The sequence below is a fragment of the Caulobacter sp. CCUG 60055 genome (genome assembly GCF_022750545.1).
Taxonomy (GTDB): domain Bacteria; phylum Pseudomonadota; class Alphaproteobacteria; order Caulobacterales; family Caulobacteraceae; genus PUIC01.
In genome coordinates this window covers 151,532-166,184 of record NZ_PUIC01000008.1, presented here as the reverse complement: position 1 = coordinate 166,184, position 14,653 = coordinate 151,532, and the positions used below count along the sequence as shown (strand labels likewise).

The 14,653-nt window shown below is 70.4% G+C and carries 12 protein-coding genes; 5 read left to right on the top strand and 7 right to left on the bottom strand.

Going from position 1 to position 14,653, the window contains the following annotated elements; all coding sequences use genetic code 11:
- Positions 1-93: 93 nt before the first annotated feature.
- Complete coding sequence (locus C5708_RS12825) at positions 94-597, bottom strand: hypothetical protein (protein ID WP_242921702.1); 504 nt, start codon at positions 595-597, stop codon at positions 94-96.
- A 126-nt stretch (positions 598-723) separates the two neighbouring features.
- Positions 724-1,611, bottom strand: a complete 888-nt coding sequence (locus tag C5708_RS12820; RefSeq protein WP_242921700.1) for a crotonase/enoyl-CoA hydratase family protein — start codon at positions 1,609-1,611, stop codon at positions 724-726.
- A 147-nt stretch (positions 1,612-1,758) separates the two neighbouring features.
- On the opposite strand from C5708_RS12820, the gene C5708_RS12815 reads away from it, so the two are divergent.
- A complete protein-coding gene (locus C5708_RS12815; protein ID WP_242921698.1) occupies positions 1,759-3,435 on the top strand; it encodes a choline dehydrogenase in 1,677 nt (558 codons plus the stop codon).
- A gap of 22 nt (positions 3,436-3,457) precedes the next feature.
- Here C5708_RS12815 and C5708_RS12810 read toward each other — a convergent pair whose 3' ends face one another.
- Both C5708_RS12810 and C5708_RS12805 read right to left on the bottom strand, forming a co-directional pair.
- Entirely contained in the window at positions 3,458-4,195 is a 738-nt protein-coding gene (locus C5708_RS12810) for a sulfotransferase (RefSeq protein WP_242921696.1), read from the bottom strand.
- Positions 4,196-4,197: 2 nt separating this feature from the next.
- Positions 4,198-5,115 carry an aminotransferase class IV gene (locus tag C5708_RS12805; protein ID WP_242921694.1) on the bottom strand — a complete coding sequence of 306 codons (918 nt, stop codon included), beginning with the start codon at positions 5,113-5,115 and terminating at the stop codon, positions 4,198-4,200.
- A gap of 179 nt (positions 5,116-5,294) precedes the next feature.
- On the opposite strand from C5708_RS12805, the gene C5708_RS12800 reads away from it, so the two are divergent.
- Both C5708_RS12800 and C5708_RS12795 read left to right on the top strand, forming a co-directional pair.
- A complete protein-coding gene (locus tag C5708_RS12800; protein WP_242921692.1) occupies positions 5,295-6,833 on the top strand; it encodes an acyl-CoA synthetase in 1,539 nt (512 codons plus the stop codon).
- A gap of 66 nt (positions 6,834-6,899) precedes the next feature.
- Positions 6,900-7,349 carry a MaoC family dehydratase gene (locus C5708_RS12795; protein ID WP_242921690.1) on the top strand — a complete coding sequence of 150 codons (450 nt, stop codon included), beginning with the start codon at positions 6,900-6,902 and terminating at the stop codon, positions 7,347-7,349.
- A gap of 4 nt (positions 7,350-7,353) precedes the next feature.
- Here C5708_RS12795 and C5708_RS12790 read toward each other — a convergent pair whose 3' ends face one another.
- Both C5708_RS12790 and C5708_RS12785 read right to left on the bottom strand, forming a co-directional pair.
- On the bottom strand, positions 7,354-8,253 hold the full coding sequence (locus tag C5708_RS12790; protein ID WP_242921688.1) for a hypothetical protein: 900 nt from the start codon (positions 8,251-8,253) through the stop codon (positions 7,354-7,356).
- A gap of 54 nt (positions 8,254-8,307) precedes the next feature.
- The gene (locus C5708_RS12785) at positions 8,308-9,147 is read right to left on the bottom strand and encodes a serine protease (protein ID WP_242921687.1); all 840 of its coding nucleotides are present in this window, start codon (positions 9,145-9,147) and stop codon (positions 8,308-8,310) included.
- 261 nt (positions 9,148-9,408) lie between these two features.
- Here C5708_RS12785 and C5708_RS12780 point away from each other — a divergent pair, with 261 nt between their 5' ends.
- Positions 9,409-11,517 (top strand): S9 family peptidase, encoded by a 2,109-nt coding sequence (locus C5708_RS12780; protein WP_242921685.1) that lies wholly within the window; start codon positions 9,409-9,411, stop codon positions 11,515-11,517.
- On the top strand, positions 11,502-12,059 hold the full coding sequence (locus C5708_RS12775; protein WP_242921683.1) for a GNAT family N-acetyltransferase: 558 nt from the start codon (positions 11,502-11,504) through the stop codon (positions 12,057-12,059). The genes C5708_RS12780 and C5708_RS12775 overlap by 16 nt, the downstream gene beginning before the upstream one ends.
- Before the next feature lie 9 nt (positions 12,060-12,068).
- On the opposite strand, the gene C5708_RS12770 is transcribed toward C5708_RS12775, so the two are convergent.
- Positions 12,069-14,642, bottom strand: a complete 2,574-nt coding sequence (locus C5708_RS12770) for a response regulator (RefSeq protein ID WP_242921681.1) — start codon at positions 14,640-14,642, stop codon at positions 12,069-12,071.
- Between the last annotated feature and the right edge of the window lie 11 nt (positions 14,643-14,653).

Sequence of the window (14,653 nt, the reverse complement as noted above, 5' to 3'; positions counted from 1 at the left end):
GCGAAGGCGCAGGTTCACGGGCGGCCCGGTAAGGGCCGTCCGTCTTATAGCAAACCCCAGGTTAACCCCGGGTGTTCGCCGAACCGGCCGCCGTCAGGCGAAGGCCCCGGCCGGCCGCTTGGGCTTGGGCGCCAGGGCGTGGACCTTGGCCCGCTCCATGGCTATGGAGCCCACCGAGATCAGGCCGATGGCCAGGGCGAGCAGGAACATCGCTCCCTTGTCCGTCGGCAGGTTCATGGCGGCGATCTCCATGGCGGTCTTGCCCTGGGCGAGCGCCGCCGAGGTGCGGGTCAGGTCGGGAACCTGCACGCCCAGCCACGGGCTCAGGTGCATGGCCAGCGCCCCGACGACGATCAGCAGGGCCAGCATCGCCCCCCGCGACCGGGTCCGGGGATAGAGCAGCAGCGCGGCCGCGACCACTTCGGCCGCGCCCGTGACATACCGCATCACCGGTTCGAACAGGCCGACGCCCGAGCGGGCGGCGATCAGGCCGAACACCGGATTTGGATTGAGCCAGAAAAATACCTGCCACGCCTCAAAAAGCAGAAGGGCGACCAGAGTTAGCGCCAGCGTCCAGCTGCCAACACGTTCCATCATGTCGAATCCTCCTGGAGGTCTCTGACGGACCTCCTGACGGGACCGAGCATGACACATCGCGCGCAGGAGGCAATTCACACCTGCGCGCGAGAGCGTCACGATTACTGTTTCAGAGAACGCGAAGACTTATCGGAATTCCGGCGGGCTCCATTCCGGCCAGATGTCCGGCAGGTCCGCCGACACCCGGTTCGGATAGGCGGGCGGCCGCTTCTCCAGGAAGGCGCCGACCCCCTCCTTGGCGTCGCCGGACGCCCCGCGGGACTGGATGGCCCGGCTGTCGACCCTGTGGGCGTCCATGGGGTGCGCCGCCCCGAGGTTGCGCCACATCATCTGGCGGGTCAGGGCGATCGACACCGGCGCGGTGTTGTCGATGATCTCGCGGCAGATGGCCTGCGCGGCCCGCAGCAGTTCGTCGGGGGCGTGCACCGAGCGGACCAGTCCCCGTTCCTGGGCCTCGGCGGCCGGGAACACCTTGCCGGTGTAGCTCCACTCCAGGGCGGTCGACACCCCGACCAGCCGCGGCAGGAACCAGGACGAAGCCGCCTCCGGCGTGATGCCCCGCCGCGCGAAGACGAAGCCGAACTTGGCGTCGGTCGAGGCGATGCGGATGTCCATCGGCAGCTGCATGGTGACGCCGACGCCGACAGCCGCCCCGTTCACCGCGGCGATCACCGGCTTCAGGCTGTCGAAGATGCGCAGGGCGACGCGCCCGCCGCCGTCGCGGTAGACGCCGCCGACCTTGGCTTCCTCGCGGGCGCCGTCGCCGCGCTGGGCGTAGTTGAAGGTGTCGCCGCCGGCCTGGCCCAGGTCGGCCCCCGCGCAGAACGCCCTGCCCGCCCCGGTGACGATCACCGCCTTGACCGCGTCGTCGGCGTCGGTGGCGTTGAAGGCGGCGATGAGGTCGAGCATCATGCCGCTGGTGAAGGCGTTCATCCGGTCGGGACGGTTGAGGGTGATCGTGGCGATCCCGTCCTCGACGTCATAGAGCAGGGTCTCGAATGTCGGCGCGGCCATCGCGGGGCTCCCTCCGGGGCTTAAACGCCCGTATGAAACCCGCCTGACGCCACGGCCGTCAAGAGCGCCTTCCAAGGCCGGCCGCTTCGGTCCACTATCCGACTGAACATTGATAAGCGCGACGAACGCGTAATCTGGGAGGATGGAATGAACGGGTCGATCGAGGCCGACTACATCATCGTCGGCGCCGGCTCGGCCGGCTGCGTGCTGGCCGACCGCCTGACCGCCGACGGGCGGACGACCGTACTGCTGCTGGAGGCCGGCGGCGACGACCGCCCGACCAAGAACCCCTCGCAGTTCATGTCGAACCTGATGATCCACGTGCCGGTCGGCTATTCGCAGACCCTCAAGGACCCCAAGGTCAACTGGCTCTACACCACCGAGCCCGACCCGGGCACGGGCGGGCGCCAGCACGTGTGGCCGCGCGGCAAGGTGCTGGGCGGCTCGTCCTCGATCAACGGCCTGCTCTATATCCGCGGCCAGCACGCCGACTATGACGGCTGGCGCCAGCTGGGCTGCGAGGGGTGGGGCTGGGACGACGTCTATCCCTATTTCCGCCGCTCGGAGAACCAGGAGCGACGCGGCGTCGGCGACTGGCACGCCGCCGGCGGCCCGCTGAACGTCTCCGACGTCACCACCACCCACCCGGTGTCCGACGCCGTGGTCGAGGCCTGCGCCGAGGCGGGCATCCCCCGCAACGACGACGTCAACGGTGAGCAGCAGGAAGGCGCGACCTACTATCAATTGACGGTCAAGAACGGCCAGCGGTGTTCGGCGGCGGTGGCCTATCTGCACCCGGCCATGGGCCGGCCCAACCTGCGGGTCGAGACGGGCGCCCTGGCCGGCCGCGTCCTGTTCGAGGGCAAGCGCGCCGTCGGCGTCGAGTACAGCAAGGGCGGCGTCAAGCACACGGCGCGGGCCCGGGCCGAGGTCATACTGGCCGGCGGCGCGATCAACTCGCCGCAACTGCTGCAACTGTCCGGCGTCGGCCCCGGCGACCTCCTGCGCGAGCACGGGATCGAGGTGGTCGCCGACCTGCCCGGCGTCGGCGAGAACCTGCAGGACCACTACGTCATCTCGATGCGCTATCGCCTGAAGGCGGGCGTGGTCTCGGTCAACGAACTGACCAAGGGCGGCCGCTTCCTGGGCGAGACGCTGAAGTTCCTGTTCCAGCGCAAGGGCCTGCTCACCCTGTCGGCGGCGCACATCGCCGTGTTCTGCAAGTCGCGGCCGGACCTCGTCTCGCCCGACATCCAGTTCCACATCCTGCCGGCGACCATGGACGTCGACAAACTGGTCAACGAACAGAAGATGGAGCTGGAGGCCCTGCCCGGCCTGACCATCGCGCCCTGCCAGGTGCGGCCGGAAAGCCGGGGCCACATCCGTATCAAATCGCCCGATCCGTCGGTCTACCCGTCGATCTTCGCCAACTACCTGTCCGACCCGCTCGACCAGGAGGTGGCGGTGGCCTCGCTGAAGTGGGGCCGCAAGATCGCCGAACAGCCGGCGCTGGCCCGCTATGTCGACCACGAGATGGACCCGGGCCCGGCCTTCGCCAGCGACCAGACCCTGCTGGACTACGCCCGCGGCGCGGGCTCGACCATCTACCACCCGGTCGGCACCTGCCAGATGGGCCATGGCCCCCAGGCCGTGGTCGACCCGCAGCTTCGCGTCCACGGCGTCGAGGGCCTGCGGGTGGTCGACGCCTCGATCATGCCGCGCCTGGTGTCGGGCAACACCAACGCCCCGACCATCATGATCGCCGAAAAGGCCGCCGACATGATCCTGGGCAAGGCTCCGGCCGCGCGGCTGGCGGCCGAATAGCCGTCCCGGCGTTCCGCCCCGGTCAGGCCCGCAGGCGGAACGCCGCGAGCCGCTCGTAGAGCGGGCGGGCGGCGTCGGCGACCGGCTTGAGGTCCTCGCGCAGTTCAGCCCGCGCCTCCGACGGCGATGGCGAGAAGCCGGTCGACCGTTCGACGGCGTCGTACCAGGCCGGCGCCCATACCCCGTCGGTGTCGCGACGCCCCGCGGGCCAGGCCAGCATCCGCTCGCTGAACGGGACGCCCAGGGCCGCGCACAGCGCCGAAAGGGTCCCGCGAGGGTCGGCCAGCACGTCGCCGCCGTCGACCACCGGCGGGGCGGCGCCCAGGCGCTGGCACTCGCGGTCGAACAGCTCGACCTGCCGTTCGAGCCCGATGTCGGCCAGGGTCGGATCGTCGCGCTTGGCGGCGTAGGAAGCCAGCACCGCCTCCGGCGCTCGGATCAGGAAGGCGTTGCGCAGCGCCGCCGTCCAGCCGAGGCCGAAGCCGGGCAGCATGTGGTGGGTCATGTGCTTCTGATACTGGATCGCCCGCCCGCCGGGGACGGGACCGGTCAGCGTCAGGGCCACCGCCCGCCAGTCGGTCGGCTGGCTCTCCAGCACCGCCTCGCGCATCGGATGGTCGAGCCCGGTCTCGGCCAGGTAGGCGGCGTAGAACGGCTCGTCGACCACCGTGGCGTCGGGGCGGTTCTCGAAGGCGCGCATCATCGCCGTCGAGACATTGCGCGGCCCCGACCACATGGCGATGCGGATCGGCTCTTCCATGGTCATCCTCCCCGCGCGGCCTGGGCGTCCTTGAGCGCCTCGTAGAGCGCGCGCAGCCGCGCCGTCGTCGGCCCCGGAAGCGCCAGCGGCAGGGCGCGGCCGTCGATCTCGCGCACCGGCGTCAGGCCGCCGAAGGTGCCGGTGACGAAGGCCTCGTCGGCGGCGCGGGCGTCCTCGACGGCGAAGTCGCCCACCTGCAACGGCACGCCGTGCTCGCGGCAGAGGGCGATGACGTTGGCCCGGGTGACGCCGTTGAAGCAGAACTCGCCGGACGAGGTGCGGACCTCGCCTTCGCGGACCCAGAAGAAGTTGGTGGCGTTGCAACTGGCCACCAGGCCGGAGGGGTCGAGCATCAGCGCCTCGTCGGCCCCGGCGGCGATCGCCTCGCGCAGGGCCAGGATCAGGTTCAGCCGGCTGTGCGAGTTCAGCCGCATGTCGAACATGTGCGCCGGGGTGCAGCGGATCGACACCGTGGCGAGCGACAGGCCGCGCGTGACGATGGCCGGACTGGGCGTCTTCCATTCGGCGACGATCACCACGGTCGGACGGCCCAGCCAGTTGCGCGGGTCCTGGTTGGCCGCCGCCTTCTCGCCGCGCGTGACCATCAGGCGCAGATGGACGCCGTCGGTCATGCCGTTGGCCGCCAGCACGACCTCCAGGGCCTCGACCACCTGGCCGCGCGTCATGCCGAAGTCGAGGCCGATGGCCCGCGCGCCGGCGAACAGCCGGTCGAGATGGGCGTCGAGGAACAGCAGCGCCCCCTTATGCAGGCGCAGCCCCTCCCAGACGCCGTCGCCCAGCACGAAGCCGGCGTCGAACACCGACACCCTGGCTTCGGCGCGCGGCGTGAGCGCGCCGTTCAACCAGATCAGCGCCGTCTCGTTGCGCGGATCGATCGCGAAATCCTGGCTGCCGGCCATGCGCCTCCCCCTTGTGCCGACCCAAGCTGGCACGAACGGCGCAGGCGGTCCACGACGTGGCGTCAGCTTCCCCGACGGCGCCCTTGAGCGGCGCCATGGGCTGGGCTTCTATCGCTCCAGGATGGCGAGACGCCCGCGAGAGGCGCCCGCCACGGGAGACGCCAGCGCCGGGAGGCCCCATGCATCCGTCCGTACACGCCAGGACCAGACCCGACCGCGCCGCCTATGTGATGGCCGGCTCCGGCGAGACGGTGACCTATCGCCAGCTCGACGAGCGATCGAACCAGGGCGCGCACTTCTTCCGCTCGCTGGGCCTGCGGCCAGGCGACGTCGTCGCCCTGATGATGGAGAACAATCCCCGCTACTTCGAGATCGCCTGGGCGGCCCAGCGGGCCGGGCTCTACTACACCTGTATCTCGTCCAAGCTGACGGCGGCCGAGGTCGCTTACATCGTCGAGGATTGCGGGGCCCAGGTCCTGATCACCTCGGCCGCCCTGGCGCCGCTGGCGAACGAACTGGCGCCCCTGGTCCCGGGCGTGAAGCTCTACATGGTCGGCGGGGCGGCCACGCCCTACGCCAGCCTGGAAGAGGCGTTGAGGAGCCAGCCGATCACGCCGATCGCCGACGAGACGGCCGGTTCCGACATGCTCTATTCCTCCGGCACCACCGGGCGGCCCAAGGGCGTCAAGCCGCCGCTGACCGGCGGGCCGATCGACGCGCCGAACGCCCTGCAGATGATGGTCCAGTCGCTGTTCGGCTTCAGCGAGGACAGCGTCTACCTGTCGCCGGCGCCGCTCTATCACGCCGCGCCCCTGCGCTGGTGCATGACCGTCCAGAGGATCGGCGGCACGGTGGTGGTCATGGAGCGGTTCGACCCCGAGACCGCCCTGGCCCTGATCGAGAAGCATCGCTGCGACGCAGGCCAGTTCGTGCCGACCCACTTCGTGCGGATGCTGAAGCTGCCCGAGGCGGTGCGCGCCAGGTACGATGTCTCGTCCATGCGCTCGGCGGTGCACGCCGCCGCCCCCTGCCCGCCCCCGGTCAAGGCGCAGATGATCGACTGGTGGGGGCCGGTGCTGCACGAATACTACGCCGGCACCGAGGGCAACGGCTTCTGCTACATCAATTCCGAGGACTGGCTGAGCCATCGCGGCTCGGTCGGCCGGGCGGTGCTGGGGACCTTGCGCATCTGCGACGAGGCGGGCGACCCGGTGGCGGCGCGCACGGAAGGGACCGTCTACTTCGAGGGCGGCCCGCCGGTGAACTATCACAACGCCCCGGAGAAGACCGCCGAGAGCTACAACAGGCACGGCTGGACCACCCTGGGCGACGTCGGCTGGATGGACGAGGAAGGCTTCCTTTATCTGACCGACCGCAAGAGCTTCATGATCATCTCGGGCGGGGTGAACATCTATCCGCAGGAGGTCGAGAACCTGCTGGTCACCCACCCCAAGGTCGCCGACGCGGCCGTGGTCGGCGCGCCGAACGAGGAGATGGGCGAAGAAGTGGTGGCGGTGATCCAGCCGCTCGACTGGCGCGACGCGGGCGAACCGCTGGCGGCCGAGTTGCTGGCCTTCGCCCGCGCCAACCTCAGCCACGTCAAGATCCCGCGACGGATCGACTTCATGCCGGAATTGCCGCGCCATCCCACCGGCAAGCTGTACAAGCGGCTCATCCGCGACGCCTACTGGGGAAAGACGGACGCGCGCATCGTCTGACGGGCTTGCGGCCGGCGCCTGGCCTGTGGGACAGAGCAAACATGCGTTTGAATCGGGAGATGCACCATGCGTGAAGTGGCGTTCGCCGACCTGCCAGGCCTCGCCGACCAGGAAATCGGGGTGTCCGACTGGGTCGAGGTCACCCAGGAGCGGGTCAACCAGTTCGCCGAGGCCACCGGCGACCATCAGTGGATTCACGTCGACGTCGAGCGCGCCAACCGCGAAATCGGCGGCCCGATCGCCCACGGCTATCTGACCCTGTCGCTGATCCCCTTCCTTGGCGCCAAGCTGCTCAAGGTCGACGGCGTCACGCGCGGCATCAACTACGGCTCGGACAAGGTGCGTTTCACCAACATGGTCCGCGTCGGCAAGCGGGTGCGCATGCGCCAGAAGCTGGTGTCCGTGCAGCCCAAGGCCGGCGGCCTGCAGATGATCAACGAATGCACCATCGAGATCGAGGGCGAGGAGCGCCCGGCCTGCGTGGCCGAGACGATCAGCATCCTCTACGGGGCCTGAGGCCTCAGACCAGGATCGACACCAGGGAGCCGGGCGCGGCGGCGGCGTTGAGCCCGCCGCCGGCCTGGGCGGCGGCGGCCATGTCCTTGTCGGCCTGGTCGACCGCCTTCTCCGCATCCGTCCCGGCCGAGCGAAGCGCTTTCAGGTCGCCGCCCTTCTTGACGTCGCGCAGGGCGTGTTCGAGCGCGGCCTTGGCCTGCTTGGCCAGGGCGCGGGCCTCGCGGATGAAGTCCAGATCGGCCGGATCGCGCTTGCCGCGCGACGCAGCCGTCTGGTCGACGACGGGCTTGGCCTTGTCGTCGGCGGACTTGTCGCCGTTCTTGTCGTGGTCGGAAGCGGTCTGGCCAGGCTTGCCGCCGGCGGCGGACTGGGCCGCGCCCGGGTCCTGCTGAGCCTTGTCGGCCGCCTGCGCCGGGTCCTCCCCGGCCGTCTTGTCGGCCGCCGCGACCGCGTCGGCCCCGGCCTTGGCCCCGGCTTGCCCCTCGCCGTCCTTGGCGGCGGCGGGCGCGTTGGTCGCGGCTCCGGAGGTCGCCGCGTCGGCCGGCGCCCCGCCGGCGGCGGCGTATTCCTTGGCGGCGGCGGCGATCTCCTTGGCGATCCGCGCGGCCTGCTGGGCGACGGAGCGCGGGTCGCCCCCCACCATCCGCAGCATATGAAGCTGCTGCTTGGCGCGGTCGAGCCTGGCCCTGGCCGCGGCCTTCTGGGCGGCGGACGACTTCGCGCCGCCGGCCTGCATCGCCTTCAGGCTTGAAAGGGCGCTCTCGGCCTGCTGGTCACGCTTCGACTTGGTCTTGGCGCCGGAGGAGGCGTCCGCGCCGGAGGCGGCGTCTCCGCCGGTCGCGCCGGCCGCCTTCTGGGCGATCAGCGACGGCGAAACGCCGCCCCCGCCTACCGATCCGATCATGTCGCGCGCTCCTCGCCCTTGGCGCGAAGCTGCGGCGATCGCGTTAAGGAAGCGCTAATCTCCGCGTTGAAAAGCCGGCGTGGCGGCCGATAGCGCCTGGTTGGGCGCAGGCTTGAGGGCGGCCGGCGGCGGCTGCGGAGCCTGCGCTTCAGGCTTGTCGAGCAGGGCCACCGTGTCGCGCACGAAGCTGGCCTGGGTGACGATGCCGATGGCCAGCCGTTCGTTGTTCAGCTCGACCTGCTGGGTGAGGATTCCGGCGATGAACTGCACCTCCTCGGCCTCCTTGGCGCCGGGCCTGCGGCGCGCGCCCTGGGCCATGAACACCGGCCCGCCCGAATTGCCGGGGAAGACGGTGAAGTCGAGCAGGAAGGTCGGAAAGGCGGCCGGCGGCGACAGCGGATAGGAGGCCACCCGCCCGGCGCGCAGGATGGGAAAGCCGGCGCCGTTGGCGGCCAGGCCCCGCGGAAAGCCCAGGGCCATCATCTCGTCGCCCGGACCGATCTGGTACTTGTCGAAGGTGTCGGTCTGGGCCAGCCAGTTGAGCGGGATCGCCGCCTTGGCGAACTCCGGCGGCGCGCTCACCGTGATCGCGGCGATGTCGCGGTCGGGGTTCTTGGTCCACAACGGCTCGCCCTCGCCGTCGCGGATCTTGAGGTCCTGCGGCGCATAGCTCCAAGAGCCGTCCTTAGCCTGGACGCGATAGCCGATGCGGGCGTTGGCGAAGGGCATCTTCTGGAACACGTGCGAGGCGGTGACCAGGACCGTGCGGGGCGATCCGTCCGGACGCGGCGCCTCGATCAGGAACCCGGTCCCGACCGTCCGCGTGCCGTCGCCCAGGGGTTGCTCCAGCTGCACCGTCGCCTTGATCAGTTCGACCGACAGGTCCCAAGCCATCAGGTTAAAGCACTCCCGGCCCCACGGCGGGCGGATTGACGCCCGAACGGTCTACACGACAAGGTGGCGCCATCGCGGCGAGGCTGCGACATCGGTGAAACCATCGGGCGCGCCCTTCAACCGGGCCGCCGCGCGCCGCAAGTCCGCTTGCGGTCGGCGAAGGGAGGCCCCATTGAACCGGCGCGACCTGCTGGCGACCTCGGTCGCCGCCGCACTGACGGCCCAGACCTCCAACGCTACGCTGATTCCAAAGGCTCCCGAATGACCGCGTCGAACGCCCGCCTCAAGCCCCCCGTCGCCAAGAAGGAGCCCAAGCGCATCGAGCAGCTCGGCCGCGTCCGCGTCGACGACTACGCCTGGATGAAGGACGACGGCTGGCAGAACGTCCTGCGCGACCCGAGCCTGATCAAGGCCGACGTCAAGGCGCACCTGATCGAGGAGAACGCCTACACCAAGGCGATGCTGACCCCGACCGAGGCGCTGCAGGCCAGGTTGTTCGAGGAGATGAAGGGCCGCATCAAGGAGGACGACGCCTCCGTGCCCTCCCCCGACGGGCCCTGGGACTATTATTCGCGCTACGAGAAGGGCGCCCAGCACCCGGTCTACGCCCGCCGGCCGCGCGGGACGAACGACGGCGAGCAGGTGCTGCTGGACGTCGACGCCCTGGCCAAGGGCCAGGCCTTCTTCCAGGTGGCCGCTGTCGAGCACAGCCCCGACCACGCCCTGCTGGCCTACGCCGTCGACGAGCAGGGTTCGGAGTTCCACCGCATCTACGTCAAGGACCTGGCCACCGGCCAGCTGCTGCCCGGGCCGGTGGAGAACTCGTCCGGCGATTTCGCCTGGTCGCCGGATTCGCAGTGGCTGTTCTGGATCTTCCGCGACAAGAACGGCCGCCCCTCGCAGGTGCTGCGCCGGCCGGCGCGCGGCAAGCCGATCGAGGACACGGTGATCTACCACGAGGGAGACGAAGGCTTCTTCCTGTCGGTGGGCGCCACCGCCTCGCGGTCGTGGATCGTGATCCACGCCGGCGACCACGAGACCAGCGAGAACCTGCTGATCCCCGCCGCCGACCCGACCGCCAAGCCCCGCCCGCTGGAGCCCCGCCGCAAGGGCGTGATGTACGACGTCGAGCACTGGGATGGCCGCTTCGTCATCCGCACCAACGACGACGGCGCGGTCGACTGGAAGATCGTCACCGCCGAGGAGGCCCATCCGGGCAAGAGCGGCTGGAAGGAGTGGATCGCCCACAAGCCCGGCCGTCTGATCGTCGGCATGACCGCCTTCAAGGACCATTTCGTCCGCCTGGAGAAGGCCGACGCCCTCAACCGCATCGTGGTCACCGCGCGGGACGGGCTGAAGGAGCACCAGATCGCCTTCGACGAAGAGGCCTACGCCCTGGGGCTGGAGGGCGGCTACGAGTACGACACCGCCGTCACCCGCTTCGTCTACCAGTCGCCGACCACGCCGCGGCAATGGTTCGACTACGACATGGCCAAGCGGACGCGGACCCTGCGCAAGACCCAGGAAGTCCCTTCCGGGCACGATCCGTCGAAGTACGTCACCCGCCGGCTGGACGCGACCGCCGCCGACGGCCAGAAGGTCCCGATCTTCGTGCTGATGAAGAAGGACACGCCGCTCGACGGCTCGGCGCCGCTGCTGCTCTACGGCTACGGCTCCTACGGCATCGCCCAAGAGCCCAGCTTCTCGATCCGCAACCTGTCGCTGGTCGACCGCGGCTGGATCTGGGCCACCGCCTGCGTGCGCGGCGGCTCGGAGAAGGGCTGGGGCTGGTTCCTGGACGGGCGCAAGTTCAAGAAGGAGAACACCTTCACCGACTTCATCGCCTGCGCCGAGCACCTGCACGCCCACGGCTACGGGGCCAAGGCCAGGACGGTCGCCTACGGCGGCTCGGCCGGCGGCATGCTGATGGGCGCGATCGCCAACATGCGGCCCGACCTGTGGGCCGGGATCATCGCCGCCGTGCCGTTCGTCGACGTGCTCAACACCATGAGCGACGTCAGCCTGCCGCTGACCCCGCCGGAATGGCCCGAATGGGGCGACCCGATCCACGACGACAAGGCCTACGACTATATCGCCAGCTACAGCCCCTACGACAACGTCGCCGCCAAGGCCTATCCGGCGATCCTGGCCACCGGCGGCCTGTCCGACCCGCGCGTGACCTATTGGGAGCCGGCCAAGTGGACGGCCAGGCTGCGCCCGGCCACCACCAGCGGCCGGCCGATCCTGCTCAAGATCAACATGGAGGCCGGCCACGGCGGGGCCTCGGGCCGCTTCGACTTCCTCAAGGAGATCGCCCTCGACTACGCCTTCGCCCTTTGGGCCGTCGACAAGGGATGGGAAAAGGCGTGATCGTCCGCCCGAGCGTCGCCGCCGACGCCGCCGCCCTGCAGGCCATCTACGGCCATCACGTCCTCAACGGCCTGGGCACGTTCGAGGAGGCTCCACCCTCGGTGGAGGAGATGGAAAGGCGCCGCGCGGCGGTGGTCGCCCGCGGCCTGCCTTATCTGGTGGCCGAGATCGACGGCCGCGTCGCCGGCCTGGCCTACGCCGCGCCGTTCCGCCTGCGGGCGGCCTACCGCTACACCGTCGAGGACAGCGTCTATGTCGCCCCAGACGCGGTCGGCCGGGGCGTCGGCCGCGCCGTGCTGTCGGCGGTGATCGCCGCATGCGAGGACCTGGGCCTGCGCCAGATGATCGCGGTGATCGGCGACTCGGGCAACGCCGGCTCGGTCGGCCTTCACCGCGCGCTCGGCTACGAGATGAAGGGCGTGATGCCCGGCCTCGGGTTCAAGCATGGCCGCTGGGTCGACATCGTCTGGATGCAGAAGGCGTTGAACGGCGGCGCGGGCGCGCCCCCCGACGCGCCCGGACTGGCCTTGCACGGCGTCTGACGCGGCGGCCTAGCCGACCAGGACCTGGGCCAGTTCGTCCTGCTCGTAGGGCTTGGCCAGATAGCTGGAGCCGGTCCTGCCGCGCGTCTCGTCGGGCGCCTCGCCGTAACCGCTGGCGAACACCACCTTGAGGCCGGGACGCAGGCGCAGGGCCTGCTCGGCCAGTTCAGGCCCGCGCACGCCCGGCAAGCCGATGTCGGTGAACAGCACGTCGATGCGGCCGTCGCCCTTGAGCACCTTCAGGGCCTCCTCGGCGTCGGCGGCGCCCACCGGCGTGCAGCCGATCTGGCGGATCATGTCCAGCGCCGACAGCCGCACCAGGGCGTCGTCCTCGACCACCAGCACGATCGGACGGACGACGGCCAGCGCCGTCGAGATCTTGCGCGCCAGCTCGTCGCGCGAAAACGGCTTGCTCAGCAGTTGAGCCCCCTCCTCCAGCCGCCCCTGGTGGAGGATGGCGTTCTCGGCGTAGCCCGAGGTGAACAGGACCGGCAGGCCCGGCCGCCGGCGCTGGGCCTCGCGCGCCAGCTCCGGGCTCTTGACGGGCCCGGGCATCACCACGTCGGTGAACAAGAGGTCGACCTTGGCGCCGCTGTCGAGCACCTCCAGCGCCGCGCGGCCGTCGTCGGCGTGCAGGCAGTCGTAGCCGAGGGTGCGCAGCATCCCGACCGTCGCCGCCTGGACCAAGGGGTCGTCCTCGACCACCAGCACCACCGCGCTGCGCCCCCGCACGCCCAGCCCCGGCGGCGGCGGCGGCGCGACCTCTTCGGGACGGTCGGTCCTCGGCAGATAGATCTTCACCGTCGTGCCCTTGCCGGGCTCGCTGTAGATCTGGATATGGCCGTTCGATTGCTTGACGAAGCCGTAGACCATGGAAAGGCCCAGCCCCGTGCCCTTCTCCTCGCCCTTGGTGGTGAAGAACGGCTCGAAGACCTGCTCCAGGGTCTCGCGCGACATGCCGTGGCCGGTGTCCGACACCGCCAGCATGACATAGGGCCCGGCGGCGATCTCCTCGCCGCTGCTGGTCACGCCGGCGTCGAGGGTGCGGTCGGCGATCTCGATGACCAGCTGGCCGCCGCCCGGCATGGCGTCGCGGGCGTTGAGGGCCAGGTTCAGCACGGCGCTCTCGACCTGGGCCGGATCGGCCAGGGTGCGGCCCCGCGCCTCGGCGATGGCGGTCTTGACGACGACGGCCTCGCCCAGGGTCCGCCGCAGCATGTCGGCCATGTCGCCGACCAGCCGGCCCAGGTCGACGACGCGCGGCTCCAGCGGCTGGCGGCGGGCGAAGGCGAGCAGTTGCCGGGTGAGCTGCGCCGCCCGGTCGGCCCCGTGCAGCGCGCTCTGGACCCGCACGGCCGCCTGCGGGTCGGCGGCGATCAGGGGCGATATCAGCTCCAGATTGCCGCGGATCACCTGCAGCAGATTGTTGAAGTCGTGGGCGACGCCGCCGGTGAGGTGGCCGACCGCCTCCATGCGCTGGGACCGGCGGGCCGCCGCCTCGGCGCGCTCGCGCTCGGTGACGTCGCGGGACGAGCCGACGATGCGCTCGACGCGGCCGTCCTCGCCGAACACCGGCACCAGCACCGATTCCCAGACCTGCCGGCCGCCGCGCCAGCGCATCTTGTCCTTGCTGGAAAGCGGCCGCCGCTCGGCGACGACCCGCCGATAATAGGCGGTCAAAAGGTCGGCGTCGGCCTTGGGCAGCAGCTTGTAGAGGTCCACTCCCCGAACCGCGTCGCTGTCGGCGCGGACGGCGTCCTCGGCCGAGGGGTTCATCTCGGCGATCGAGAACACCCCGTCCCGCGACACGTTGATGACGAAGATATAGTCGGCCGAGTGCTCGAACACGGCGCGGTAGAGGGCGTCGGTCTCCAGCCGCGCCGTCTCGGCCGCCTCGCGGTCGCGTATCTCGTCCGACAGCCGGCGGTTCGACCTATAGAGACTGAACACCGCCACCAGCAGGGCGATGATCGCCAGGACGCGGACGATCACCGCGCCGACGAAGTTCAGCCGCTCCGTCCGCTCGGCCTTCTCGACCCGCAGGTCGAGCAGCGCCTTCTCGGCCGCGACGATCTCGGCCATCTGGCGGCGGGCCAGCGCCATGCCGGCCAGGCCGCGCTTGGGGGCGTACTGCAGGTTCTCCTTGGCGCGCCCCTGCCGGATCAGCTCCACGCGCTGGCCGATCAGATTGAGCCGGTCGTTCAAGGTGGCGGTCCAGGCCTCGATGCGCGCCTGCTGTTCGGGACTGTCCTTGGCCGCCAGCTCCCGCAGGCGCGCCGTCGCGGCCGGGGCCTGGCGCACCGCCTCGGTGTAGGGGCGCAGATATTCCGGGCTGGGCTCGGGGCCGACGCCGGCGATCTCGGTGCTGAGCTGGTAGCCGCGCTGGCCGGTCTCGGCGTCCTGCACCAGCGAGAACAGCGCCTGGGTGGCTTCGATCACCGCATGGCTGTGATCGACCATGGCGCGGTTCTTGCGCAGGGCGCTGACATGATTGAGCACCTGGAACGCCGCCATGGCGACGAGCAGGGCCAGCATCGCGATGGTGACGGCGAGAACGCGGCGTCCGGAATGAGCGCGAGTCATGTGCTGGAAGT